Genomic DNA, 25,464 nt, shown 5'->3' with positions numbered 1-25,464 from the left:
TTCAGAGCCGGCGAGCGGGCTTTGGCAGCGGATGTCGTTCAGCATGACGTTATCGGAAAGCTGCCAAGTTTCCGATATATGATACTGGAAATGCCGATCCATTCTTGTGAGAGCAGAGGCCCGCAGAAATGAACCAGTCCCATTCCTTCCCGACCGACGATCCGCTCGACGGAGATACGCTGCATGAGGAATGCGGCGTTTTCGGAATTCTGGGACATCCCGATGCCGCCGCCCTCACGGCTCTCGGCCTGCACGCCCTGCAGCATCGCGGACAGGAAGCAGCCGGCATCGTCTCCTTCGACGGCAAGCGCTTCTATCAGGAGCGCCATATGGGCCTCGTCGGCGATCATTATACCAATCCGATGACGCTCGCCCGCCTGCCCGGCAGCATATCGATCGGCCATACGCGCTACTCCACAACAGGCGAAGTGGCCATGCGCAACGTGCAGCCGCTCTTTGCCGAACTGGAAGAAGGCGGTATCGCCATTGCCCATAACGGCAATTTCACCAATGGCCTGACGCTGCGCCGCCAGATCATCGCCACCGGCGCCATCTGTCAGTCGACCTCCGATACGGAAGTCGTCCTTCATCTCATCGCTCGCTCCCGCCACGCGTCCACCTCCGACCGCTTCATCGATGCGATCCGCCAGATGGAAGGCGGCTATTCGATGCTCGCCATGACGCGCACCAAGCTGATTGCCGCGCGCGACCCGACCGGCATCCGCCCGCTCGTCATGGGCGAACTGGACGGCAAGCCGATCTTCTGCTCGGAAACCTGCGCGCTCGACATTATCGGCGCCAAGTTCATCCGCGATGTCGAAAACGGCGAAGTCATCATCTGCGAAATCCAGCCTGACGGCTCGATCAGCATTGATGCGCGCAAGCCCGGCAAGCCGCAGCCGGAGCGCCTCTGCCTGTTCGAATATGTCTATTTCGCCCGGCCGGATTCGGTCGTCGGCGGCCGCAACGTCTATACGACACGCAAGAACATGGGCATGAACCTTGCCAAGGAAGCGCCGGTCGAGGCCGACGTTGTGGTGCCGGTGCCGGACGGCGGCACACCTGCGGCGCTCGGCTATGCGCAGGAAAGCGGCATTCCCTTCGAGTACGGCATCATCCGCAACCATTATGTCGGCCGCACCTTCATCGAGCCGACGCAGCAGATTCGCGCCTTCGGCGTGAAGCTGAAGCATTCCGCCAACCGGGCGATGATCGAAGGCAAGCGCGTCGTGCTGGTCGATGACTCCATCGTGCGCGGCACAACGTCGCTGAAGATCGTGCAGATGATCCGCGAAGCCGGCGCGCGCGAAGTTCATCTCCGCGTCGCAAGCCCGATGATCTTCTTCCCCGATTTCTACGGCATCGACACGCCCGATGCCGACAAGCTGCTCGCCAACCAGTATGCCGATGTCGAAGCCATGGCCAAATATATCGGCGCGGATTCGCTCGCCTTCCTGTCGATCGACGGACTTTATCGCGCCGTCGGCGGCGAGGACCGCAATCCGGCCCGCCCGCAATTCACCGACCACTACTTCACCGGTGACTACCCGACCCGTCTGCTCGACAAGAACGGCGAGTCTATGGGCAACAAGCTTTCGATGCTTGCCAGCAACGGCTGAGCCGCTTGCCACTTTGACTTTCGCTTCCGAGGGGCCTAATTGCGCCCCTCACCTTCGCAAGCCAATCCGGAACCGGACAGATGAACATCAATCTTGAGGGCAAGATCGCACTCGTCACCGGTGCGTCGCGCGGCATCGGCTATTTCACTGCGCTGGAACTTGCCAAAGCCGGCGCCCATGTCATTGCCTGCGCCCGCACGGTCGGCGGGCTCGAGGATCTCGACGATGCGATCAAGGCGGTCGGCGGCAGCGCGACCCTGGTGCCCTTCGATCTCGCCGATATGAACGCGATCGATGCGCTCGGAGGCTCGATCTTCGAGCGCTGGGGCAAGCTTGACATCCTTGTCGCCAATGCCGGCGTGCTCGGCGTCATCTCGCCGATCGGCCATATCGAGGCGAAGGTGTTCGAAAAGGTCATGACCATCAACGTGACGGCGACGTGGCGGCTGATCCGCTCGGTCGATCCGCTGCTCGCCCGCTCGGATGCCGGCCGCGCCGTCATCCTGTCGTCCGGAGCCGCGCACAAATGCCGTCCCTTCTGGAGCGCCTATTCCGCCTCCAAAGCTGCCGTCGAGGCGCTCGCCCGCACCTGGGCCGGCGAGACGCAGTCGACCCCGCTGCGCGTTACCAGCGTCGATCCGGGCGCGACCCGCACGGCGATGCGAGCGCAGGCCGTGCCCGGCGAAGATCCCCAGATGCTGCCGCATCCTTCCGAGGTCGCCAAGGCGATCCTGCCGCTGCTCGGTCCCGGCGTGACCGAAACGGGCAAGCTCTTCATCGTGCGCGAGAACAAGCTCGCCGATTACCGGCTGCCGGAATAGATCGACGCCTCAATTGGATGCAACAGCCGGGAATAAATGAGCGAAGCCCGTTTCCGACGGGCAGAGCGCATTGAGATCCACCGCCCCCTGAATGCCGTTCACCGTACCGTTGTCGGCAAATTGCCAGATCGACCAACGACCGCAGCCTTCCTGCGTCGGCTCCTTGAACACGCTTCGCAGCCAAAGATAATGTTCGGGGAAGCGGGCCTCATTGCCTTTCAGATATTGATCGAAGAATTCCTGGGTAACGTAGAAGATCGGCTTTTCCGGAAAGGTGGCTTTCAGCTCGGTGAAGAAGGCATTCACCTCCGTCGCCATTTCCTCGAGCGTCGGAACCTTGTCGCAATTGCCGACAAACTCCAGATCGACGGCAATCGGCAGTGTTCCCGGCATCTTCGGCACGGTCGCCAGGACGTTCTGCGCCTGATCCTTGCCCGGGCGGCAGAATGTGAAGAAATGATAGGCGCCTCTGACCACTCCGGCATCTCCGGCATTCTGCCAGTTCTCGGCAAACTTTGAATCCCTGTGATCGCCGCCTTCAGTCGCCTTCATGATCGCGAAACGCACGTTCGGCTGCGCGGCCACCGTCTTCCAATCGATATCGCCCTGGTGATGGCTGACATCGATGCCCTGGATCGGATAACGAGCTAAGGTTGGATTGTTGAAGCGAAGCATGCCGAAATCGTAAGCGAAATATGCGACGGATGCGACCATTAGAATTGCGGTCGCTCCAATCGTCCAACGAACCACGGTCCCCACTCATTCCTCCCATATTTTCAGTAGCTTCCCAGCTGGCTATGCGCGATTTGCGTCGGGAGAATGGCGGCCAAAGCCCGCGCGCTCGTTCTTGCAAAAGGATTACCGACGCGTCGTTCCAGTTGCCGCCGGATCATTCCTCGCCCCCTTGACCAAACGTCATTCGCGCGCCATAAAACGCGGCATGAAAACGGTTATCTGCATTATCTGCGGAAAGATTATTCGCTAGCGCAAGCGCTGGCCTGGCCGTTTTCATCTCCCAAATAGTCAAGATGCGAAACGCCCCGGCCCGCCGGTTGCGATATTTTCTGATCGTGCATCTGGGAGAGTGAAATGGGCGGCACGCCGGAACTGAAGCTGTACAACACGCTGACGCGGGAGAAATCGGTGTTTGCGCCGATCGATGCCGAGAATGTCCGCATGTATGTCTGCGGCCCGACCGTCTATGATTTCGCCCATATCGGCAATGCCCGGCCGGTCATCGTTTTCGACGTGCTGTTCCGGCTGTTGCGCCATGTCTATGGCGAAAACCATGTCACCTATGCCCGCAACATCACCGACGTCGACGACAAGATCAATGCGCGGGCGCTGAGAGATCATCCCGGCCTGCCGCTGAACGATGCGATCCGCGCGGTCACCGAAAAGACCGAGACGCAGTTTCACGCCGACGTCGCTGAGCTCGGCTGCCTGGAGCCGAACGTCGAGCCGCGCGCCACCGACAATATCGCTGAGATGACCGAGATTATCGAGAAGCTGATCTCCAACGGTCATGCCTATGTCGCAGCCGGCGAAGTGCTGTTCGACACCAAATCGATGGCGGATTACGGCCAGCTTTCGAAGCGCCCGCTCGACGAGCAGCAGGCCGGCGCCCGCGTCGCCGTCGACGCGCACAAGAAGAACCCCGGCGATTTCGTGCTCTGGAAACTGTCTAGCCATAACGAGCCCGGCTGGGAGAGCCCCTGGGGCCGCGGCCGGCCCGGCTGGCATATCGAATGCTCGGCGATGAGCCGGCGTTATCTCGGCGATGTCTTCGATATTCACGGCGGCGGGCTGGATCTGATCTTCCCGCACCATGAAAACGAGATCGCCCAGTCGCGCTGCGCCCACGGCACCGAGGTGATGGCGAATGTCTGGATGCATAACGGCTTCGTGCAGGTCGAAGGCCGCAAGATGTCGAAGTCCGAGGGCAATTTCGTCACCATCCACGATCTGCTGCACACTGAGGTCTTCGGCGGCCGCAAATGGCCGGGCGAGGTGCTGCGCCTTGCCATGCTGATGACGCATTACCGCGAGCCGATCGATTTTTCGATCAAGCGGCTGGAAGAGGCCGAACGCCTGCTCGCCAAATGGCCGGCGACGGAGCCCGGCGACGCCAAGCCGGACGAGGCCGTCATGAACGCGCTGGCCGACGATCTCAATACCGTCGCGGCGGTGCAGGCGCTGCATGCGCTGGCGCAGGCCGCCCATACCGATGCCGCCGCCGGCGCCACCTTCGCCGCAACGGCCGCCCTCCTCGGGGTGCTGCCGAAGAAAGCCGAGATTGACGAAGCCGTCGCCGCGGCGGTCGACGCGCTGGTCGCCATGCGTCTTGAAATGCTGAAGGCGAAGAATTTTGCCGAAGCCGACAATATCCGCGACGAACTGACGGCAAAAGGCATCCAGCTGAAGGACGGCAAGGATCCGGTGACCGGCGAGCGGGTGACGACGTGGGAGGTGAAGCGGTGAGAGTGGTGTGTTGGGATAAGACCCCTCCCCAACCCCTCCCCACAAGGGGGAGGGGCTACGGCGCCGCACTGCTCCGAAGCGACTTCACCGCAATTGCAAACATTCGAGACGTAAACGAAGACGGCGCCACGAGAGAGCCCTCCCCCTTGTGGGGAGGGTTGGGAGGGGCTTTCTCTTTCTCATCGACGTCGCTGCAGGAGGACCTGCCATGACCACCTATACCGGCGGCTGCCAATGCGGTGCGATCCGCTTTCGTGTCAGCGGCGAACTCAAGGATTCGTCGATCTGTCATTGCCGCATGTGCCAGAAGGCGTTCGGGGCTTATTATGCGCCGCTCGTCTCGGTGCGCGGCGCCGATTTCCAATGGACACGCGGCGAGCGAAAGAAGTTCCGCTCTTCCAATTTCGTCGAGCGTGGTTTCTGCGGTGACTGCGGCACGCCGCTGACCTATGAAGCGCCAGACGGAATGGCGATTGCGGCGGGCGCCTTCGACGATCCGTCGTGCCTGCCGCCGACCATTCAATGGGGCGTGGAAGGCAAGATCGGCTTCGTCGATCACCTGCACGAACTGCCGGGAGAGCGGACCGAGGCCGATCTGACGGCAGGCTCCTTCCTGCACGAACTCGTTTCCTATCAACATCCCGACCATGACACGCAGGTCTGGCCACCGGAGGATCGCGCTTGAGCGAAATGAAGCAGCAGGCCGGCGGATGCCAATGCGGCGCGGTTCGTTATCGCGCGCGCGGCGAACTCGGCTATCCCCATGTCTGCCATTGCCGCATGTGCCAGAAGGCCGCCGGCAATTATTTCCTGCCGCTTGCCGCCGCCATGCGCGAGGATTTCGAGCTGACGCGCGGCGCACCGAAATGGTTCCGGTCTTCGGATCTGGTGCGGCGCGGCTTCTGCGGCGATTGCGGCACGCCGCTCTTCTACGATATTCCGGAAGCGGATTTCATCAACATCGCGCTGGGCTCACTCGATGATCCCGATGCGGTTCGGCCGGTGATGCAATCCAATACCGGCCGCAAGATGTCCTGGTTTCACACGCTGGACGGCCTGCCGGTGGAGCCGCAGCCTGAAACGCCCGACCGCGAGAACGCGATTGCAGCAAGCAACCATCAGCACCCCGACCACGATACGAAAAGCTGGCCATTCGGAGAACACCTATGACGGATAGGATAAGAACAGGCGGATGCCAGTGCGGCGCCGTGCGCTTCCGCATCTCAGGCAAGCTGGGGCGACCCTCTATCTGCCATTGCCGCATGTGCCAGAAGCAGTTCGGCGGCTTCTTTTCCGCGCTGGTCACCGCACCCGAGGAGGGAATGGAGTGGACCCGCGGCGAGCCGAGCTACTTTCAGTCCTCCGTCAATATAGACCGCGGCTTCTGCAGCGATTGCGGCACGCCGATGACCTATCGTCATCCTGGTGGCCTGGAGCTTGCGATCGGCACCTTCGACGACCGCAGCGATCTCGCGCCGCAAATCCAGGTCAACTACGATGCCCGCCTGCCCTGGGTCGAGACGATCTTCGAAGCCCCAGTGCATAAGGACCCGGATTTCTATACCCGACAGGAGGCGATCATCTCGTTTCAGCATCCCGATCATGACACCCAAGTCTGGCCCGCGAAAGGCGTGAAGATATGACCGAGATACTGCGCACCCTCTATCCCGAAATCGAAGCCTATGCCTCCGGCCATCTCGATGTGGGCGACGGCCATGTGATCTACTGGGAACGTTCGGGAACGCCCGGCGCCAAGCCCGCCGTCTTCCTGCATGGCGGCCCGGGCGGCGGCTTCTCACCCGCCCATCGCCGGTTGTTCGATCCCGCCCTCTACGACGTCTTGCTGTTCGACCAGCGCGGCTGCGGCCGGTCGACGCCGCATGCTGAGCTCAATGCCAATACGACCTGGCACCTCGTCGCCGACATCGAGCGGCTGCGCGAGATGGCCGGCGTCGAGACCTGGCAGGTATTCGGCGGCTCCTGGGGTTCGACGCTGGCGCTCGCCTATGCCGAGACCCATCCCGAGCGGGTGTCCGAGCTCATTGTGCGCGGCATTTATACGCTGACCAAGGCGGAACTCGACTGGTACTATCAGTTCGGCGTCTCGGAGATGTTCCCCGACAAGTGGGAGCGCTTCATCGCTCCGATCCCGCCGGAAGAGCGGCATGAGATGATGCAGGCCTATCATCGCCGCCTGACGCATGCGGACAGAAGCGTGCGCCTTGCGGCCGCGCAGGCCTGGAGCATCTGGGAAGGCGAAACGATCACGCTGCTGCCGGAACCCTCGACGAGCGGCAAGTTCGAGGAGCCGGAATTCGCCTATGCCTTCGCCCGCATCGAGAACCACTTCTTCGTCAATGCCGGCTGGATGGACGAAGGACAGCTGATCCGCGACGCCGGCAAGCTCAAGGATATTCCCGGCGTCATCGTGCATGGCCGCTACGACATGCCCTGCCCAGCCAAATATGCCTGGCTGCTGCACAAGGCCTGGCCAAAGGCGGAGTTCCATCTGATCGAAGGCGCCGGCCATGCCTATTCGGAGCCCGGGATTCTCGATCGGCTGATCCGGGCGACGGACAAGTTTGCAGGGAAGACGGACTGATTGCCCTAACAGGGCAGCCCCTCACCCTAGCCCTCTCCCCGCGCGCGGGGAGAGGGGACGTGCCTTGCGAAACGGTGCGGCATGTCCCTTCTTCCCGTCAGAACGGGGAGAGGTGGCGGCAGCCGGATGAGAGGCAGCATACGCATTCCAACAACGCCCGCCCGCCGGGAGGAAACGACATGAAAGAACGCATCTACCTCTTCGACACGACGCTCCGGGACGGGCAGCAGACGCCTGGCATTGATTTTTCCGTCGAGGACAAGATTGCGATCGCCGCCATGCTGGACGAGTTCGGCTGCGATTATATCGAGGGCGGCTATCCCGGCGCCAATCCGACCGATACCGCCTTTTTCAGCGAGAAGCGCACCAGCCAGGCGAGCTTCGTCGCCTTCGGCATGACGAAGCGGGCGGGCATTTCGGTCTCCAACGATCCGGGCCTTGCCGGGCTGCTGCAGGCGAAATCCGACGCCATCTGTTTCGTCGCCAAGAGCTGGGATTACCATGTCGCGGTGGCGCTCGGCTGCACCAACGAGGAAAATCTCGAATGCATCGCCGAAAGCGTCAAGGCGGCGGTCGGCGCCGGCAAGGAGGCGATCGTCGATTGCGAGCACTTCTTCGATGGTTTCAAGGCCAACCCGGCCTATGCGCTCGCCTGCGCCAAGATCGCCTTTGACAGTGGCGCCCGCTGGGTCGTGCTCTGCGACACCAATGGCGGCACGCAGCCGCCGGAGGTGCGCGCCATCGTCGAGGCGGTGATCGCAGCCGGCGTGCCCGGCCGCTGTCTCGGCATCCATGCCCACAACGACACCGGCCAGGCGGTCGCCAATTCATTGGCTGCGGTCGAAGCCGGCGTCCGGCAGATCCAGGGCACGTTGAACGGCATCGGCGAGCGCTGCGGCAATGCCAATCTGGTGACGCTGATCCCGACCCTGGCACTGAAGAGCGCCTACAACACACGTTTCGAAACGGCGATCGACGAGGAGCGGCTGCTCAACCTCACGCGGCTCTCGCATTCCTTCGACGAGCTGCTCAACCGCTCGCCCGACCACCAGATGCCCTATGTCGGCGCTTCCGCCTTCGCCACCAAGGCCGGCATCCACGCATCGGCGCTGCTGAAGGATCCGAAGACTTATGAACATGTGGCGCCGGAAAGCGTCGGCAATTTCCGCAAGGTCATGGTCTCCGACCAGGGCGGCAAGGCGAACTTCATCAATGCGCTGAAGCGGCGCGGCATCACCGTCGCCAAGGACGATCCGAAGCTCGACCTCTTGATCTCGATCGTCAAGGAACGGGAATCCATCGGCTATGCCTATGAGGGCGCCGATGCGAGCTTCGAGCTGCTGGCGCATCGCACGCTCGGCACCATCCCGGAATTCTTCACCATCGAAGGCTTCCGGGTGATGATCGAGCGCCGCTTCGACAGTCTCGGCCGCGTGAAAATCGTCTCGGAGGCGGTGGTCAAGATCACCATCGACGGCCAGACGCTGATGTCGGTTGCCGATGCCGAAGGCCCGGTCAACGCGCTCGACCTGGCGCTGCGCAAGGATTTCGGCAAATACCAGCACGAGATCGACGATCTGGTGCTTGCCGATTTCAAGGTGCGTATCCTCAACGGCGGCACGGAGGCGATCACCCGCGTGCTGATCGAATCCACCGACAGCGACGGCGTGCGCTGGTGGACGGTCGGCGTCTCGGAGAACATCATCGACGCCTCGTTCCAGGCGCTGATGGATTCGGTCATCTACAAGCTGATGAAGAACCGGCAGCTGGCGGGCAAGATCGCGGCGGAATGAACCTGTTCCGCCGGTCCTGCAAGGCGGCGATGCCGACATCTTCGACGCATGCGCGGCGTTTCCGCTTCAAATCCTCTCACTCTTCATTCAACGAAATGAATTGGCCTATTCACGGCGCTTAAGCTAGGCCGGATCAGAAGAAGAACAAAGATGGAAACACCCGATGTCGACCGATGCATCCGTTCCCTTGGCCAAGAACGAAGATAGTCCGCGCGGTTTCGCCTTCGCGCTGACCGCCTATCTGCTCTGGGGCTTCCTGCCGTTCTACATGAAGGCGGTGGCGCATATCCAGCCGGCCGAAGTCATCGCCCACCGCATCGTCTGGTCGCTGCCGCTGGCCGGCATCGTGCTGATCGTGCTCGGACGCACCGGAGATATAAGCGCAGCATTGCGTTCGCCGCGCATGCTGGCGATGGCGGCGCTGACGGCGGCGCTGATCACCGTCAACTGGGGCACCTATGTCTGGGCGATCGGCGCCGGCCATTCGCTCGACGCGGCACTCGGCTATTTCATCAATCCGCTGTTCAGCATCTTCCTCGGCGCGGTGTTGCTGAAGGAAAAGCTGCAGCCGCTGCAGATCGCGGCGATCGCGCTTGCCGCACTTGCCGTTGCCATTCTCGCCTTCGACAGCGGCGGCATTCCGTGGGTGGCGCTGACGCTGGCGGTCAGCTGGGGTTTTTACGCCTTGCTCCGCAAGACGCTGCCGCTCGGCCCCAATCAGGGTTTCTTCCTGGAAGTGCTGATCCTGAGCGTGCCCGCCCTCCTCTACATCCTCTATCTCGAACTCGGCAGCGGACAGGGGCACTTCTACCGCACCGGCTTTGCCGACACGACCCTGCTGCTCGGCTGCGGTGTCGTCACTGCCGTGCCGCTGATGATCTATGCCAATGGCGCCAAGCTGCTGAAGCTCTCGACGATCGGTATCATGCAGTATATCGCGCCGACGATGATCTTCCTGATCGCCGTGTTCGCCTTTCAAGAGCCGCTCGGCACGGCGCGCATGATCGCCTTCCCGCTGATCTGGGCGGGGCTGTTCTTCTATAGTTGGTCGATGCTGAAGGCCGGCCGCGGGCGCTAAATCTCGCGCCCCACTACATCTTCGAAATAACAGCGTCCTCGCCATCGCGATCGGCGGCGAGCTGGGCGGCCTGGGCCATGATCGCAGGAATGATGCCGGAGATGTCGTCGACGATGAGCGGCTGCACCCGGTGGGCGGTGTGCAGGAAACCTTCATCGGTCATATGGCGCAGCAGTTCCATCATCGGATCCCAGAAACCGTTGATGTTGGCAAAGACCATCGGCTTCTCATGGCGGCCGAGTTGGGCCCAGGTCATGATCTCGACGATCTCCTCCAGCGTGCCGATGCCGCCCGGCAGCGCGACGAAGGCATCGGAGCGCTCGAACATCGTATGTTTGCGTGCATGCATGTCAGGGGTTACAATGAGTTCGTTGAGCTGACCGAGCGAATGGCGAGTCGCTTCCATATCGATCAGGAACTCCGGGATGATCCCCGTGACCTGACCGCCGCCTGAAAGCACCCCGCTTGCAACCGCGCCCATGATGCCTTTGGTACCCCCGCCATAGACGAGGCGCAGGCCGTATTCGGCGATCTCTCTTCCGAGAGCGCGCCCGGCCGCCATGTGGGAAGGATCGCGTCCCGGCCTCGAGCCGCAGTAAACGCAGATGGATCGAATCGATACAGATTGTTCGGTCATGGAGGCGAAACAACTATTTCATTTCAATGCAGTCAAGAAAATTGACTGAAAAGCAGCATGCCTAGCTTGCCTAATTGCTTTGAATGCTTGTGAAAAGCAACGGGAATCGCTAGCAATTTTCGGTACTACGGCAAATTGCCGCCTTGGGAGACATAATGATGAAGAACCGTGCCGGCTTGCTGGCCCTTGCAGTGCTCGTAATCGCAACCCTACTGATGGTATTCGTAGTCATGCCGCGCATCGGCGGCGATGCATCCAAGGTCGGCGACGCCATCAACCAGGCGAGCACGGAGCTCAAGAACACGGTTAACGAAGCGGCAAAGACCTCGCGCTCCACTGCCGGCGACGCGGCTGCGGTCTCCGATCAGCTGGGCCGTCTTTCGGCCGACGCCGGTGCGGCGCTCGGCGCGCTCAAGGCGCTGTTTGCCGATGGCAAAGGCCCGGCCATCGATGTCTTCACCGCCGCTAAGACGAAGGCCATCAACGCGCTCACCGCAATCGCCGGCTTCACCATTCCCGACGGCGTCGATCCTGCAACGCAAGCCGTTGCCACGAAGGCCAAGGAAGGTGGCGCCAAGGCGCTCGCCATCGTGCAGTCGCTGCCGGAAAGCAGCACCGATGCGCTTGCCGCAATCGCCAGGGCCGAGGCGGCGCTGACCGGCGCGCCCGAGCCCGCCGCGGCGGCAGCGAATGCCGGCCCGAAACTTCCGGCCTTCGACGTCCTGCGTGTCGAGCCTGACGGTTCGACCGTTATCGCCGGCTCCGCCGAGCCGAACGGCAAGGTCGAAGTGCTTGACGGCGAAAAGGTGGTGACGACGGCCGATATCGGCCCGAGCGGCGATTTCGCCGCCGTCCTCGACGATCCGCTTCCGGCCGGCGACCACCAGCTCGTGCTCAAGGTGACGGGCAAGGATGGCAAGACTACGCTTTCCGAAGAAGTCGCAACCGTTTCCGTGCCGAAGGATGGCAATGCCGCCAATCTGCTCGCCATGGTCTCCAAGCCCGGCACCGCAAGCCGCATCATCACGGCGCCGACGGGCGGAACCGAAGTCGCCGACGCCTCCAATCCAATGGCGCCGCCTGCCGACACGACCGCGGCCGGCGAAACCGCTGCCGCTGCAGCGGGCGCTCCTACCGCACCAGCTGTAGCGCCGGGTGAGCTGGCGCTGCAGACCCCTGGCCTGCCCGCCGCCGGCGGTGGCACGGATGGGGCGCCGGCCGTTCCCGGTGCGGCTGGAACCGACAAGGCCACTGCGCCCGATGTGATGGTCAACGCCGTCGAAATCGAGGGTAACAAGATATTCATTGCCGGTACGGCGCGCGCCAACGCCAAGGTTCTCGGTTATGCCGACGACAGCCTTGTCGGCCAGGATACTGCCGGCCCCGACGGCCATTTCGTCATCGAAGGCGCTGCGACCCTCTCGGTCGGCGACCATAAGATCCGCGTCGACGTCGTCGATCCCACCGGCAAGGTGATTGTGCGCGCCGCGGTGAACTTCAATCGCCCGGCGGGCGACCAGGTGAGGGTTGCCGCTCAAGTCGGCCCCACCGATGCAAATGGCGCTTCTCCGATGGTGCCGCTCGACGAAGGCGAACTCGGCAAGCTCAAGACCGAAGTCGGCAAGGCGTTCGGCCTGCTGAAGGGACTGTTTGCCGATGGCAAGCTGCCCGGCGCCGAACAACTTGCCGCGGCACGCTCGGCAACGGAATTCGCTTTGCGCTCGGTCGCCGACTTCCGCCCGGCGGCCGATGCGTCCGACCCGTTCAAGCAAGCCTCCGGCGCGGCCTCGCAGACTGCTTCCAATGCCTTGAAAGTGCTGCAGGGGCTGCCGCAGGACGCGAAGTCGGTCGGCGCCGCGCTCGACGGGCTCGGCGCGCTGATCGCCGAACTCACCACAGCACCCGCGCCGGCTGCACCCGCGTCGACGACACCGGCTGCAAATGAGGCTGCCGGCAACCAGCCGAGGACGATCGAACAGGCGCCGCTGACGGCCAACAACGCGGCGGTCATCATTCGCCGCGGCGACACGCTCTGGCAGATCTCGCGCCGGACCTATGGCCTCGGCGTGCGCTATACGACGATCTACATCGCCAACGAGGACAAGATCATCAATCCCGACCGCATCCGCCCCGGCCAGATTTTCGGCCTGCCGAAGGATGCCTTGCCGAATGCCGAGGAGTTGCACCGCAAACGCCTTTCCAACCGGCAACTCTAAACATAGCAGAAGAACCTGATAGGGCCGGGCGGGATAACCGCCCGGCCCAATGCATGTTGCCCGGAAGTGTGCAGTGGTTCCGGACAAGGACATGCATAAAACAAAGGGCTAAAGCGCGGCGCATGAATCAAGTTTGATGCGACGCGCTTGAGCTTTTCCTGAACCCCGCATTTGTTGTATTCATCCGCCCGGCACCCTATCTGGCGGTGATTGGGAAGCGCTCGAGCACGTCCCGTTCGCACTTTGCCGGCATCGACCCACACGACCGCGGCAATCCCGACCGGGCTGGAGACACGCATGGCAAACGGCAAGACTGTCTCGGAATCCCACCTGCTGCGCACGCTTCTCAACCTCTGGCCCTACATGTGGCCGGCCGGCCGGCCCGACCTCAGGATGCGCGTCGTCTGGGCCTCGGTCTATCTGCTGATCTCCAAATTCGTCCTGCTGCTCGTCCCCTATTTCTTCAAATGGTCGACCGATGCACTGAACGGCAGAATGGATCTGGCCGGCACGGTGCCGCCGCTGCTTGCCGGCGCCATCGCGCTTGTTATCGCCTATAACGTTACCCGGCTGATCCAGCTCGGCCTCAACCAGCTGCGCGACGCGCTGTTTGCCAGCGTCGGGCAGCATGCGGTGCGCCAGCTCGCCTACAGGACCTTCGTGCACATGCATGAGCTGTCGCTGCGCTTCCATCTGGAACGCAAGACCGGCGGTCTCTCGCGCATCATCGAGCGCGGCACCAAGGGCATCGAGACGATCGTGCGCTTCACGATCCTCAATTCGGTCCCGACCGTCATCGAATTCCTGCTGACGGCCGCGATCTTCTGGTGGGGTTACGGTTTTTCCTATCTCGCCGTCACCGCCTTCACCGTCTGGGCCTATATCTGGTTCACCATCCGTGCATCCGACTGGCGCATCGCCATCCGCCGGTCGATGAACGACAGCGATACCGACGCCAACACCAAGGCGATCGACTCCCTCCTCAATTTCGAAACCGTCAAATATTTCGGCAACGAGGAGATGGAGGCCAAACGCTTCGACAAATCGATGGAGCGCTACGAGAAGGCGGCGACCGATGTCTGGACCTCGCTCGGCTGGCTGAACTTCGGCCAGGGCGTCATCTTCGGTATCGGCACGACGATCATGCTGGTGCTGTCGGCACTGGCCGTGCAGCGCGGCGAGCAGACAGTCGGCGATTTCGTCTTCGTCAATTCGATGCTGCTGCAGCTTGCCGCGCCGCTCAACTTCATCGGCTTCGTCTACCGCGAAATCCGCCAGGGACTGACCGATATCGAGCAGATGTTCGACCTCCTGGAGGTGAAAGCCGAAGTCAAGGACGCGCCCGATGCAACAGAGCTTCGGATCGGCCAGGGCGCGATTGCCTTCAAGGACGTGCACTTCGCCTATGATGCAGCCCGCCCGATCCTCAAGGGCATTTCCTTCGAAGTGCCGGCCGGCAAGACGGTCGCCGTCGTCGGCCCCTCGGGTGCGGGCAAATCGACACTGTCGCGGCTGCTCTATCGTTTCTATGACATTCAGAGCGGCACGATCACCGTCGACGGCCAGGATATCCGCACGGTGACGCAGAAGAGCCTGCGCTCGGTGATCGGCATGGTGCCGCAGGATACAGTGCTCTTCAACGACACCGTCGCCTACAATATCCGCTACGGCCGCACGTCGGCCAGCGACGGCGAGGTCTTTGCCGCGGCCGAAGTGGCGCAGATCGCCCATTTCATCGAAACGCTGCCAGAGGGTTTCGAAACCAAAGTCGGCGAGCGCGGGCTCAAGCTTTCGGGCGGCGAGAAGCAGCGGGTGGCGATCGCCCGCACCATCCTCAAGGCGCCGCCGATCCTGATCCTCGACGAGGCGACATCGGCGCTCGACACGACGACGGAACGGGAAATCCAGACGGCGCTCGACCTGGTTTCGAAGAACCGGACGACGCTGGTCATCGCCCACCGGCTGTCCACCGTCATCGGCGCCGACGAGATCATCGTGCTGAAAAGCGGCGAGATCGCCGAGCGCGGAACGCATGCCGCCTTGCTTGATAAAAACGGTCTCTATGCCTCGATGTGGAACCGCCAGCGCGAGGCTACACAGGCCGAGGAGCTCCTGAAACAGGTGCGCGAAAGCGACGATATGGGCGTGATCGCGCGGCTTGCGCCGGCGAACTGATTGGGGAACCAGACGCCGGTACAGGCTTTTGTTGTTCAGAACCACGGCGGGCGAACGGGGGCGGAGGCCGCAGCATTGCCCCGGAGGCGGTTTTTCGCTAACCAGCAAAAAACGACAACGCAAGGAGACCGGCAGCCATGAGCCTGTTCAACACGGTTCGCAACACGATCGTCCCCGTGCACAAGGAGGGTTATCCCTTCGTGGCCGCCTTCTTCGTCGCCTCGCTGATCCTCGGATGGATCTTTGAGCCGCTCTTCTGGATCGGCATGATCTTCACGCTGTGGTGCGCCTATTTCTTCCGCGATCCCGAGCGCGTGACCCCGCAGGACGACGATCTGGTGATCTCTCCCGCCGACGGCAGGGTCTCGGCGATCCAGATGGTCACCCCGCCGGCCGAGCTCGACCTCGGCTCCGAGCCGATGCTGCGCATCTCGGTGTTCATGAACGTCTTCAACTGCCATGTGAACCGGGCGCCGATGCGCGGGCGCATCGTCAGCATCAACTACCGCTCCGGCAGCTTCGTCAACGCCGAGCTCGACAAGGCGAGCGAAGACAATGAGCGTAACGGGCTGGTGATCGAAACCCGTCACGGCCAGATCGGTGTCGTCCAGATCGCCGGCCTAGTGGCAAGGCGCATCCTCTGCTGGACAAACCCCAACGAGCCGGTCGATGCCGGCGAGCGCTTCGGGCTGATCCGCTTCGGATCTCGACTCGACGTCTTCCTGCCCGCCGGTGCAGCACCGCGGGTCTCGCTCGGCCAGACGGCGATTGCCGGGGAAACTGTCATCGCCGAATTCGCCTCGGCCAAGGGTCCCGTCATCAGCCGCCGCAGCTAGCTCTAGATTGGAACGCGATATGAAAACGCCTTTTCCACCTTTCGAGCCCAATGGTCCGGATGATTCTGCCCGCGGCCCGCGTCTGCGCGAAATCCCGCTCCGCCTCGTCTTTCCGAATCTCATCACCATTCTGGCAATCTGCGCCGGGCTGACCGGCATCCGGCTTGCTTTCGAAAATCGTTATGAGCTCGCCGTCGCCATGGTGCTCGTCGCCGCGTTCCTCGACGGCATCGACGGGCGGGTGGCGCGGCTGATGAAGGCGACCTCGAAGTTTGGCGCACAGATGGATTCGCTTGCCGACATCGTCAATTTCGGCGTCGCACCCGCCCTCGTCGTCTATGTCTTCGCGCTCGACCAGGCGCGCTCGCTCGGCTGGATCGCGGCGCTGATCTATGCGATCGCCGCCGGACTGCGCCTTGCCCGTTTCAATGTCATGGCCGAAAGCGAAAACAAGGCGAGCTGGCAGTCGGAATATTTCGTCGGCGTGCCGGCGCCGGCCGGCGCCATGCTCGTGCTGCTGCCGGTCTATCTCGGCTTCCTTGGGATCGCGACCGACCGCACCTTCGCCTTCGTCTCGTCGATCTACACCGTATTTATCGCCTTCCTGCTGATCAGCCGGCTGCCGGTCTGGTCGGGCAAATCGGAGGGCAACCGGATGCGGCGCGATCTCGTGCTGCCGATGATGCTTGGCGTCGTACTCTATGTGGCTCTGCTGATGAGCTACACCTGGGAGGTGATGGTGTTTACCGTTGCCGCCTATCTCGTGTCGCTTCCCTTCGGCGCGCGGAAATGGCGGCGGAAATATGGGACGCTGACGATCGAGGAGCCCGGCGTCGGCGACGACGATATCGGCCGTCACATCTGACCTCTAAGCATTTCCTGGCCTCTCTCCCCTGGAAGTGCTTCTCCCCTTGTTCTCGCCTATTCCCGGAAAACGTGCGCTTCTTCCGGGAAAGCCATGAGCTTTCCCGGGGAAAACGGCTGCGCAGTTTTTTTGGAACCGCTTCCTTCAGTAAGTATTAACCAACGTAGGCTTCAGTTAAGCCTCGCGAAATATGGTGGGCGTTCACAAATCCTGATAAGCGACGTCGCCGATTTGTCGCTATTTCTAGCGAAACTGCAAAAATAAAATACCCAGGGAAGAACCACGTAAAGGAGAGTATCCGTGACTTCGAAGAATAGCAGTACCGGTGAACAGCAGACGGCCAAGCCGGACCTCGCCGCCAACTATCGCCCCGTCGGCCTGAAGGCCGTTGCCGCGGCATCGCTGATGGCGAAGAACAAGCCCGAGAGCGTCAAGAAATCCGCTTGAAGCGCCGAGCTTCGAACTGCCGTCACCTGCGCTTCACCTTCCAGTTTCCGGCATGCCGTTGGCCCAAGACTGCGGCATGTTTCTAAAGCGTCGTGATCTTGCGGATTCGTTTCTTGCGCTATGGGTCTTGTTCTCAGGCATGTCGTTGCCGCAAAACCGCAACACGCTTTTGCGCGACATGCCCCCGACATCGCGAACGAGCCGAACAGGCCGCCGTGCCATATGCGGCCGATAGCTTTTCAGAAAAAGCTGAGCTGGCCGTCATTCGGCCTTTGCTTCTCGGCTGCCTTGAGCGGCCGCTCGATGACGGCCGGCTCCTGCAGATCGGGCCCCATATTGGCGACCTTGTTGACCTTGTCGGAGACCGGTACGGCCTCGAAGAAATCGTCCTGAACGGGCTGCGTCAGGTCGGCCACCTCACGCGGTTCCTGCGTCCTGCAATCGAGCCAGCGCGAGAAGTCCTCCGGCTTGACGACGACAGGCATGCGGTCGTGGATCGCCGAGATGCCCGCATTGGCCGACGTCGTCAGGATCGCGCCGGTATCGACTTCCGAGCCATCGGCCGAGGACCAGGTTTCCATCAGCCCGGCAAAGGCGACGATCCCGCCGTGGCGCGGCCTGATCCAATAGGCCTGCGGCTTGCCGCCGCTTTCTTTCGGCGGACGATGCCATTCATAAAAACCCGAAGCCGGAATCAGCACGCGGCGGTGACGCATCGCCGCCCGAAACGAGGCTTTGCCGATCGCAGTCTCAGCGCGGGCATTGATCAGCAGCGGAAATTCCTTCGGGTCCTTGACCCAGGCCGGGGTAAAACCCCAGCGCACCAGCACCGCGCGCCGGTCGGCCAGGTTGCTGCCTCGCTCCCTGCCCTCACCTGCGATGACGACGAGGATCGGCTGCGTCGGGGCGATGTTGTAGCGCGCCGGAAAATCGTCGAGATCGACACCGGAGAGGAAATTGCGCAGCTCTGCGCTGGAATTTGTCAGGGCGAAACGTCCACACATCGGTCTGTCTTTGCACCCGGTCCGAGTCCGGTCAAGGCACCCTGAGCATGCCGCGCAAAACTGTACAGGGTTTCACGACAAGAACATGCCGCGACCAAAGAGCGACCGCGTTGCGCTTGCGCGACATGCTTCAGCCCCTCGGCCCAAAAAGAATGACGCTCGCCCCGGCAAGGCAGATCAATCCGCCGCCGATATCATAACGATCGGGCACACGGCCCTCGACCAGCCACTGCCAGAAGAGCGAAGCGAGAATATAGATGCCGCCATAGGCCGCAAAGGTTCGGCCGGCGGCGTCGCTCGGGACCAGCGTCAGCAGCCAGGCGAAAATCGCGAGCGAGATCATGCCGGGCGCCAGCCACCAGAGGGGCTTTTCGAGCCTCAGCCACGCCCAGAAGGCGAAGCAGCCGGCAATCTCAAGAACCGCGGCAAAGGCGTAGATGATATAGGTCACGCAAAGGCCTTTCGAAAATCTGAGATCTTTGTTGCACACATGTCGTCACCTCGGGAACCGCGGCACCGGCTTTCGGGCCTTGTCTTCCGAACCGGCCCACACGAAAATTGGGGAAGCCAGGCAGCAGTTGCATGCAACAATCGGTCCAATAGAATGGATCGTCACAACGAGAGCAGTCTAATGATCTCCACCGCCAAAGCCGCCTCCTCCGCCATTCTCGAACGTGACGGACGATTCCTGCTGGTGTTGCGACGCAACCCGCCTTCCGCCGACATGTATGCCTTCCCCGGTGGGCGCGCCGAGCCGGGCGAAACGCCGGAGCAGACGGCGCTGCGGGAATTCCGCGAGGAAACCGGCATCTCGGCGCATAATCCGCAGCTGTTTTCGACCTATGACCTGAAGACCCATGGGCCGGACGGCAGCATCAAGAGCCATTTCTTCCTGTCGGTCTTTCGTGTCGAGGCCGACCGAGACATGGTGGCGGAAGCCGCAGACGATGCAGCGGCGCTGGGCTGGTACACGGTGGATGAGATTCGGCGACTGCCCGTGCCGCAAAGCGTGCTCGAATGCGCGGAACGGCTGGCACATCCTGTTCGGAATTAAGTTTAGAGGGCGGCGAATAGAAGTGGAAAATTTCAAGCGCGCCTTGTTGCCGTCATGCTCAACGTATCAACTGGAAGCATGATTCCCGTTCGACGCGTTGTCCTGTCCCTGCTCGTGCTCGCCGGCCCCACCATGGCTCAGGGCAAGAACACGCCGCCTCCAGAGGAGGAGGAGATTGCCCCGCCGGCCGCGATCGTACCTTACGACGACAAGCTGGCGCGGCTCGCCGAAGTGCTGGGTTCGGTGCATTATCTGAGGACCCTCTGTAAGGCGGCGGGCGGTGATGAGTGGCGAAAGGGCATGCAGCAGCTGCTCGATTCGGAGGCCGGCAACGAACCGCCACGCAAGGAAAGGCTCACGGCAGCCTTCAATCGCGGCTATCGCGCCTTCGCCTCGGTCTATACGGATTGCACCCCGGCGGCCATCGTGGCAGAAGAGCGCTACCGTAACGAAGGTGCAACACTTGCCACAGAAATTACCTCGCGCTTTGGAAATTGACGTTTAATTAACCTGTTTTCGCATGCGGACGTGTCGTTTTGGGAAAAGGCTGTTAGTGTTGTTAACGGTGCAGTAAGAGATGAGAAGTTCTGAGGAAAAGACAATGGAAGCAAGCCTCAACGAGATCGACGACATGATCGTCCACGAAAAGATGCAGGCGGCTCTGGAGTACCAGAACGAGGCTTGGGCCGACGGCATGGCCGACGGGATCGAGCCTGAGATCATTGCTGATGCCGCCATCGCGCATGCACTGCGCGAGACCATTAGATTGCATGGGGAAAGCAGCGCCGAAGCTCTGCTCGATTCGCTGCGCGACCGTATGCTTGCCGGCGAATTCTCCGCCAACCGCACCCTGCAATAGTTATATCAGAGAGTTCGATGCGCATCGGTAAAGAGAAAGTTTCGCGAATTCCGCTCGCGCCGGTGATGCTTGCGTTCAGCCTTGCCGCCGGCAGTCTCGCCCTTGCGCCCGCGGCCCACGCGCTTTCCGAACTGCACAAGATTCCCGGCCAGCCGAACGATCAGCCGGCACAGGGAAGCGCCCAGGGGCAGAGCCAGCCGCAGGGCACCACCCCCGGCGTTCCCATGGCCGATCCGCTGGTCAACAGCCAGAACAGTCAGGGTGTCGACAAGACGCCGGGCACACAAGACAATTCCCAGCCCGTCGAGGTGATCTACGACATCAACAAAGCGCCCGAGCCGGTGCGAAAGATGCGCCAGCAGATCGTCGAGGCGGCCGCCTCCGGCGATCTCGAACGGCTGCGGCCGCTGATGGGCGCCGGCGCAGAGCAGACGCAGGTGACCGTCGGCGAGCCTACAGACGATCCGATCGGCACGCTGAAGGATCTTTCCGGCGATCCCGATGGGGACGAAATCCTTGCCATCATGCTCGACATCGTCTCGACCGGCTTCGTGCATGTCGGCCAGGGCACAGCCGAAGAGATGTATGTCTGGCCCTATTTCGCCGAGAAAGACTTGAAGTCGCTGACGCCGCCGGAGCGCGTCGAACTGCTGCGCATCGTCACCGCCGGCGATCTGTCCGACATGCAGGAATTCGGCGGATATAATTTCTACCGCCTCGGCATTACGCCCGACGGCAAATGGAAATTCTTCACGGCAGGCGACTGACGCCTCACGCAAGCCGCATGGCGCTTGCGATCCACCTCCTGAAGTCATACCTCTGAGCGATGACCAACGCGACAGGTTCCGCCATGCCAGCCGTATTCCTGAAAGACCGCTCATTGCTCTCCGTCGGCGGCGCGGACGCCCAATCCTTCCTGCAGAACCTGATCACCACCGATATCACCTCGCTTGCTTCAGACGAGGCGCGGCCCGGGGCGCTGCTGACGCCTCAGGGCAAGATCCTGTTCGACTTCATGATCTGGCAGGACGGCGACGGCTATACGATCGAAACCGATGCCGGCCAGCGTGACGGGCTCATGAAGCGGCTGACGATATACAGGCTGCGGGCCGCCGTCACGCTTGCGCCCATCGCCGAAGAAGGCATCAGCGTTTGCTGGGGCGAAGATGCCGATGGCATCGGGGACGCCGAGGGTGTCCGCGACAGCCAGGGCGTCCGGGACAGCCGATGCGTCAGGGACAGCCGCTTCGCCAAGGCCGGCATTGCGCTGACCCGCCGGCGGGGACGGCATGGTGACGGCGCTGAGGCGCTCTACGACGCGTTGCGAATCGCCCACGGCATTGCGATATCGGGATCGGACTTCGCGCTGCAGGATGCCTTTCCGCATGACGTGCTGTTGGATCTGAACGGCGGCCTCTCCTTTAAGAAGGGCTGCTATGTCGGACAGGAGGTGGTTTCGCGCATGCAGCACCGCGGCACCGCGCGCCGGCGCGTCGTCACGGTATCCGCCGCAGCGGCTCTGCCGGGCACGGGCACCGAGATCACTGCTGCCGACAAGCCTGTGGGCACACTCGGTTCCGTCGCGGGCGGCAGCGGACTTGCGATCGTGCGCATCGACCGCGCCGGCGCCGCGATGGCGGAAGGCACGCCGCTGCTGGCCGGCGGGACGCCGGTTGCTCTCGCCCTACCGCAATGGTCCGGCCTTGTCTTCCCCACCAGCAGCGACGAGGCCAGCGCGTGACGACTAAGGCTCCGCGTGCCTGGCAACGCATGCTGTCCGGGCGCAGGCTCGACCTGCTCGACCCCTCGCCGCTCGATGTCGAACTCGCCGACATCGCCCATGGGCTCGCGCGCGTCGCCCGCTGGAACGGCCAGACATCGGGCGATCATGCTTTTTCGGTGGCGCAGCACAGTCTCGTCGTCGAAGATATTTTCCGCCGTTTCAACAATGCCCGGCCGGAGGAGTGCCTGATGGCGCTGCTGCACGACGCCCCGGAATATGTGATCGGAGACATGATCTCGCCGTTCAAATCGGTGGTCGGCGGCGGCTACAAGACGGTAGAAATGCGGTTGGAGGCGGCCGTGCACCTGCGCTTCGGCCTGCCGCCGCACCCCACGCGCGACCTCAAGGACCGGATCAAGAGGGCCGACGCGATTGCCGCCTATTTCGAGGCGACGGTGCTTGCCGGTTTCACGCCGGCCGAAGCGCAAAAATTCTTCGGTCAGCCGCGCGGCATCAGCAGGGAAATGCTGATGATCGAACCGCTTCCGGCAGTGGAAGCGCAGCGGCTCTTCTGCGAGCGTTTCGCTGCGATCGAGGCCGAGCGGGAGGTGGGATCGTGAGCATCATCGTCGTCTCGCCGCTGTCACGCATCGCCGAAATGGCGGTGCGCCACAAGGCACGTGACATGATCAGCTTGATCGCCAAAGAACAGGCTTTTCACCGGCCGGGCGTGATCGCGCCCGAGCGTCACCTGACGCTTGCGATGAACGATATCGCGTTCAAGGGCACCGGCGGTCTCGTGGCGCCTGATGAAACGCATGTGCAGGCGCTTATCGAGTTTGCCGCATCGTGGCGGCAGGAGACGCCGCTGCTCATCCATTGCTGGATGGGTGTGTCGCGCTCGCCGGCGGCCGCCTTGATCGCCGCCCTGTCGCTCGCACCGGATCAGAGCGAGGAAGGGCTTGCCCTGCGGCTGCGCGCCGCCTCACCTTTTGCGACCCCGAATACCCGGCTGATCGAGATCGGCGACACCTTGCTTGACCGCCGCGGCCGGCTGGTCGCGGCCGTCCGGGCCATCGGGCGCGGCGCCGACGCCGACGGCAATGCGCCGTTTTTGCTTGCGATTCGGGACGCCGCCTGCGGTTGACGCTGCGGCGGCCTGCTCCATCTTGCCTTGGACCACGCACAATCCGCAGGGCCAAATCATGGAACAACACGCAGCCGACGTCCTTCTTGCCACCCGCACGGCACTCAGCCAGGCAAGCGCGCTCGCCGTCCAGTATTCCTTCTCCATCCTCGGAGCGGTGATCCTGCTCATCGTCGGCTGGACGCTGGCAGGCTTCGTCAGCCGCTGGGCCTATGAAGGCCTGTCGCGCATCCATGGCATCGACGAGACATTGGCGCGCTTCTTCACCAATGTCATCCGCTATGCACTGCTGATCCTGGTGTTCATCACCGTGCTCGGCCAATTCGGCGTCCAGACCGCCTCGATCATCGCCGCCCTCGGCGCAGCCGGCCTGGCGATCGGGCTGGCGCTGCAAGGGACGCTGCAGAATATTGCGGCCGGCATCATGCTGCTGATCCTCAGACCGTTCCGCGTCGGCGAATATATCGAGACCAGCAGCGTGGCCGGCACGGTGCGCGAGATCGGGCTGTTTGCGACAGAACTCAGAACCGGCGACGGGCTCTATCGGCTGGCGCCGAATTCGACGCTCTGGAATACGCCGATTACCAACTTCAGCCGCGAACCGACGCGGCAGAACGACCTGAAGGTCAGCATTTCTCGGGAGGATGATCTTGATTTGGCGATGGAGTCGTTGATGGGCATTGCCGAAGACAATCCCAGGGTGCTGCCGTCACCGGCACCCAGCGTTTTCATCGACAGCCTCGGTGACAGCACAATATCGGTAACGCTGCGCTACTGGGCAAAAACCGGTGACTGGTGGCAGGTCAGCCGGGACATGGTGAAGCGGGTAAAACTTGCCTTCGACGAAAAGGACGATTCGGCCGCTTTGCGCGACGATGCAAATTCCGCGCCGGGAAAGAGGTCCAACGGCACCGCTCCGGCCGAAAAGCAGACGCGGCAGTGAAACATTGCTGCGCGGGGCGGTCGTCGGCCTATTGAACAACGCCGCAGGCAAGTCTCTCCCCGGCGTCCCCGGAGGGCTGGCTGCGATAATCGTCCGAATTGGCATGCACCATCAATGCGCGGCCGCGGATGCCGTCCTTCTTGCCGTCGAGCGTCACCATGCCGCCGAATATCTGGGCTCTCAACACGCCGTCCTGTCCGACATATTGATTGGGCATATCGCCGGGATGGGGTCCCTTGGCCGCCAGAATCCCGTGCTCGGCCGAGCTCGGGTTGAAATGACCGCCTGCCGATTCGTGATGCGTTGCCGCATCGCAGCGACCGGTCTCGTGAACATGAAAGGCCACCCATTTATTCGCCGGCAGCCCCGATATCTCCACTTCGATCAGCACGCCGCCATTGGCAGCGGCGGTCAGCTGGGCGCGGCCGGTCTCCTTGCCGTCCTTGCCGACGAAATTGGCGACCGCGGTCTGCTTGTCCTGAGCGCCCGCCGGCAAGGCAATCGCAAGCAGGCTCACGGCTGCGATGATGCGCATGGCTTTCATGGAGATCTCCTTCCCTCCGGTTGTCCTTCTGAACGTGCCAGCCCGGAAGGTGTTCCTCTGCGGACCATCCAACGAAAAAGCCGACCAACGGGCCGGCTTGCTGATCATCTGGTTCTAGACACCGTCAGGCGACGGCGTCAAAATCGAACTGGCCGTAGGTGTTGCGGTAAAGATCATCGCCTTGATCGCCGGTGGCAGGCGCGGTCTGCTGCAATGGATAGGGAACGGCGATGCTGCTCGTCGTGGCGGTGTCGCGCGTGTCCATCATCAGCGCAATCAGGCTGCCGGAAAATTTCGGCTGTGTATCGCCGGCCGCGTCGTCTTCCAGCAGCTGCTTGATGATACCGGGCTTGTCGTCGGCGGCACGTTCGCCGCGGCTGAGCACGCCGTCACCATTGGAATCGAGCCGCGAAAGTGTGGCAAGATATGCGTATGAAGTATCTGAAACGGATGTAGTTTGGGTCATACAAACCTCCATTCACCGCCTTTTGCCGGTGGTGTTTGTACGCAATACGAGAGCGAAAGATAACGAGTGACTCGGTGGTTAAACTGATTTGCGCAGTGCGTCAATAAGTTGTTAACTTCTCATTAATGAAGATTGACAGCCATTAACGGATGGC

General features: G+C 62.3%; 28 protein-coding genes. 22 read left to right on the top strand and 6 right to left on the bottom strand.

Going from position 1 to position 25,464, the window contains the following annotated elements; all coding sequences use genetic code 11:
- Positions 1–128 precede the first annotated feature (128 nt).
- Positions 129–1,619: an amidophosphoribosyltransferase gene (gene purF, locus N2597_RS05585; protein ID WP_038687987.1), complete on the top strand. Its 1,491-nt coding sequence runs from the start codon at positions 129–131 to the stop codon at positions 1,617–1,619.
- An 80-nt stretch (positions 1,620–1,699) separates the two neighbouring features.
- Positions 1,700–2,440, top strand: a complete 741-nt coding sequence (locus N2597_RS05580; RefSeq protein ID WP_096762189.1) for an SDR family NAD(P)-dependent oxidoreductase — start codon at positions 1,700–1,702, stop codon at positions 2,438–2,440.
- 9 nt (positions 2,441–2,449) lie between these two features.
- Here N2597_RS05580 and N2597_RS05575 read toward each other — a convergent pair whose 3' ends face one another.
- A complete protein-coding gene (locus tag N2597_RS05575) occupies positions 2,450–3,154 on the bottom strand; it encodes a glycoside hydrolase family 25 protein (RefSeq protein WP_183596920.1) in 705 nt (234 codons plus the stop codon).
- 375 nt (positions 3,155–3,529) lie between these two features.
- On the opposite strand from N2597_RS05575, the gene cysS reads away from it, so the two are divergent.
- From cysS to rarD, 7 genes are all read left to right on the top strand, one after another.
- Entirely contained in the window at positions 3,530–4,921 is a 1,392-nt protein-coding gene (cysS, locus tag N2597_RS05570) for a cysteine--tRNA ligase (RefSeq protein WP_077993177.1), read from the top strand.
- 208 nt (positions 4,922–5,129) lie between these two features.
- Positions 5,130–5,606 (top strand): GFA family protein, encoded by a 477-nt coding sequence (locus N2597_RS05565; protein ID WP_077993174.1) that lies wholly within the window; start codon positions 5,130–5,132, stop codon positions 5,604–5,606.
- A 5-nt stretch (positions 5,607–5,611) separates the two neighbouring features.
- The gene (locus N2597_RS05560; RefSeq protein ID WP_077993418.1) at positions 5,612–6,091 is read left to right on the top strand and encodes a GFA family protein; all 480 of its coding nucleotides are present in this window, start codon (positions 5,612–5,614) and stop codon (positions 6,089–6,091) included.
- On the top strand, positions 6,088–6,564 hold the full coding sequence (locus N2597_RS05555) for a GFA family protein (protein ID WP_077993173.1): 477 nt from the start codon (positions 6,088–6,090) through the stop codon (positions 6,562–6,564). The genes N2597_RS05560 and N2597_RS05555 overlap by 4 nt, the downstream gene beginning before the upstream one ends.
- Complete coding sequence (gene pip, locus N2597_RS05550) at positions 6,561–7,523, top strand: prolyl aminopeptidase (protein ID WP_077993171.1); 963 nt, start codon at positions 6,561–6,563, stop codon at positions 7,521–7,523. The genes N2597_RS05555 and pip overlap by 4 nt, the downstream gene beginning before the upstream one ends.
- A 179-nt stretch (positions 7,524–7,702) precedes the next feature.
- Entirely contained in the window at positions 7,703–9,316 is a 1,614-nt protein-coding gene (gene cimA / locus N2597_RS05545) for a citramalate synthase (RefSeq protein ID WP_183596922.1), read from the top strand.
- Between the two features lie 163 nt (positions 9,317–9,479).
- A complete protein-coding gene (gene rarD, locus N2597_RS05540) occupies positions 9,480–10,394 on the top strand; it encodes an EamA family transporter RarD (RefSeq protein WP_183596924.1) in 915 nt (304 codons plus the stop codon).
- A gap of 13 nt (positions 10,395–10,407) precedes the next feature.
- Here rarD and N2597_RS05535 read toward each other — a convergent pair whose 3' ends face one another.
- Positions 10,408–11,031, bottom strand: coding sequence for an LOG family protein (locus tag N2597_RS05535; RefSeq protein ID WP_077993167.1), 624 nt, complete (start codon positions 11,029–11,031; stop codon positions 10,408–10,410).
- Positions 11,032–11,186: 155 nt separating this feature from the next.
- Between N2597_RS05535 and N2597_RS05530 the strand changes: the two genes are divergently transcribed.
- The 5 genes from N2597_RS05530 to N2597_RS05510 all read left to right on the top strand — a co-directional run bounded on the left by N2597_RS05530 (position 11,187) and on the right by N2597_RS05510 (position 17,570).
- Complete coding sequence (locus tag N2597_RS05530) at positions 11,187–13,247, top strand: LysM peptidoglycan-binding domain-containing protein (RefSeq protein WP_183596926.1); 2,061 nt, start codon at positions 11,187–11,189, stop codon at positions 13,245–13,247.
- Between the two features lie 297 nt (positions 13,248–13,544).
- Positions 13,545–15,422: an ABCB family ABC transporter ATP-binding protein/permease gene (locus tag N2597_RS05525; RefSeq protein WP_039623157.1), complete on the top strand. Its 1,878-nt coding sequence runs from the start codon at positions 13,545–13,547 to the stop codon at positions 15,420–15,422.
- Between the two features lie 137 nt (positions 15,423–15,559).
- Positions 15,560–16,258, top strand: a complete 699-nt coding sequence (locus N2597_RS05520) for a phosphatidylserine decarboxylase (RefSeq protein WP_038687955.1) — start codon at positions 15,560–15,562, stop codon at positions 16,256–16,258.
- A 19-nt stretch (positions 16,259–16,277) separates the two neighbouring features.
- Complete coding sequence (gene pssA / locus N2597_RS05515; protein WP_039618871.1) at positions 16,278–17,123, top strand: CDP-diacylglycerol--serine O-phosphatidyltransferase; 846 nt, start codon at positions 16,278–16,280, stop codon at positions 17,121–17,123.
- Positions 17,124–17,423: 300 nt separating this feature from the next.
- Positions 17,424–17,570 (top strand): hypothetical protein, encoded by a 147-nt coding sequence (locus N2597_RS05510; RefSeq protein ID WP_009986385.1) that lies wholly within the window; start codon positions 17,424–17,426, stop codon positions 17,568–17,570.
- Between the two features lie 239 nt (positions 17,571–17,809).
- On the opposite strand, the gene N2597_RS05505 is transcribed toward N2597_RS05510, so the two are convergent.
- Together N2597_RS05505 and N2597_RS05500 are read right to left on the bottom strand one after the other, a co-directional pair.
- Positions 17,810–18,574, bottom strand: coding sequence for an SOS response-associated peptidase (locus tag N2597_RS05505; RefSeq protein ID WP_077993163.1), 765 nt, complete (start codon positions 18,572–18,574; stop codon positions 17,810–17,812).
- A 130-nt stretch (positions 18,575–18,704) separates the two neighbouring features.
- Entirely contained in the window at positions 18,705–19,025 is a 321-nt protein-coding gene (locus N2597_RS05500; protein ID WP_077993415.1) for a YnfA family protein, read from the bottom strand.
- Positions 19,026–19,205: 180 nt separating this feature from the next.
- Between N2597_RS05500 and N2597_RS05495 the strand changes: the two genes are divergently transcribed.
- The 8 genes from N2597_RS05495 (at position 19,206) to N2597_RS05460 (ending at position 24,300) form a co-directional block, all read left to right on the top strand.
- Positions 19,206–19,628, top strand: coding sequence for an NUDIX hydrolase (locus N2597_RS05495; RefSeq protein ID WP_183596928.1), 423 nt, complete (start codon positions 19,206–19,208; stop codon positions 19,626–19,628).
- A gap of 54 nt (positions 19,629–19,682) precedes the next feature.
- The gene (locus N2597_RS05490; protein ID WP_179363789.1) at positions 19,683–20,126 is read left to right on the top strand and encodes a TIGR02301 family protein; all 444 of its coding nucleotides are present in this window, start codon (positions 19,683–19,685) and stop codon (positions 20,124–20,126) included.
- A gap of 103 nt (positions 20,127–20,229) precedes the next feature.
- Entirely contained in the window at positions 20,230–20,487 is a 258-nt protein-coding gene (locus N2597_RS05485) for a hypothetical protein (protein ID WP_004675135.1), read from the top strand.
- A gap of 17 nt (positions 20,488–20,504) precedes the next feature.
- Positions 20,505–21,254, top strand: a complete 750-nt coding sequence (locus tag N2597_RS05480) for a hypothetical protein (protein WP_183596930.1) — start codon at positions 20,505–20,507, stop codon at positions 21,252–21,254.
- Between the two features lie 83 nt (positions 21,255–21,337).
- The gene (ygfZ, locus tag N2597_RS05475; protein WP_183596932.1) at positions 21,338–22,228 is read left to right on the top strand and encodes a CAF17-like 4Fe-4S cluster assembly/insertion protein YgfZ; all 891 of its coding nucleotides are present in this window, start codon (positions 21,338–21,340) and stop codon (positions 22,226–22,228) included.
- Between the two features lie 29 nt (positions 22,229–22,257).
- Positions 22,258–22,830 (top strand): HD domain-containing protein, encoded by a 573-nt coding sequence (locus N2597_RS05470; protein WP_051649839.1) that lies wholly within the window; start codon positions 22,258–22,260, stop codon positions 22,828–22,830.
- On the top strand, positions 22,827–23,357 hold the full coding sequence (locus N2597_RS05465) for a tyrosine phosphatase family protein (RefSeq protein ID WP_077993160.1): 531 nt from the start codon (positions 22,827–22,829) through the stop codon (positions 23,355–23,357). The genes N2597_RS05470 and N2597_RS05465 overlap by 4 nt, the downstream gene beginning before the upstream one ends.
- Before the next feature lie 58 nt (positions 23,358–23,415).
- Positions 23,416–24,300 carry a mechanosensitive ion channel family protein gene (locus N2597_RS05460; protein ID WP_077993159.1) on the top strand — a complete coding sequence of 295 codons (885 nt, stop codon included), beginning with the start codon at positions 23,416–23,418 and terminating at the stop codon, positions 24,298–24,300.
- A gap of 28 nt (positions 24,301–24,328) precedes the next feature.
- On the opposite strand, the gene N2597_RS05455 is transcribed toward N2597_RS05460, so the two are convergent.
- Positions 24,329–24,844 (bottom strand): superoxide dismutase family protein, encoded by a 516-nt coding sequence (locus N2597_RS05455; RefSeq protein WP_009993229.1) that lies wholly within the window; start codon positions 24,842–24,844, stop codon positions 24,329–24,331.
- A 124-nt stretch (positions 24,845–24,968) separates the two neighbouring features.
- Entirely contained in the window at positions 24,969–25,322 is a 354-nt protein-coding gene (locus tag N2597_RS05450; RefSeq protein WP_183596934.1) for a hypothetical protein, read from the bottom strand.
- Between the last annotated feature and the right edge of the window lie 142 nt (positions 25,323–25,464).

The organism is Rhizobium sophoriradicis (assembly GCF_025200795.1).
GTDB lineage: Bacteria > Pseudomonadota > Alphaproteobacteria > Rhizobiales > Rhizobiaceae > Rhizobium > Rhizobium sophoriradicis.
Note: the sequence above shows the minus strand (reverse complement) of the source record. Positions and strands in the feature narration are given on the sequence as shown.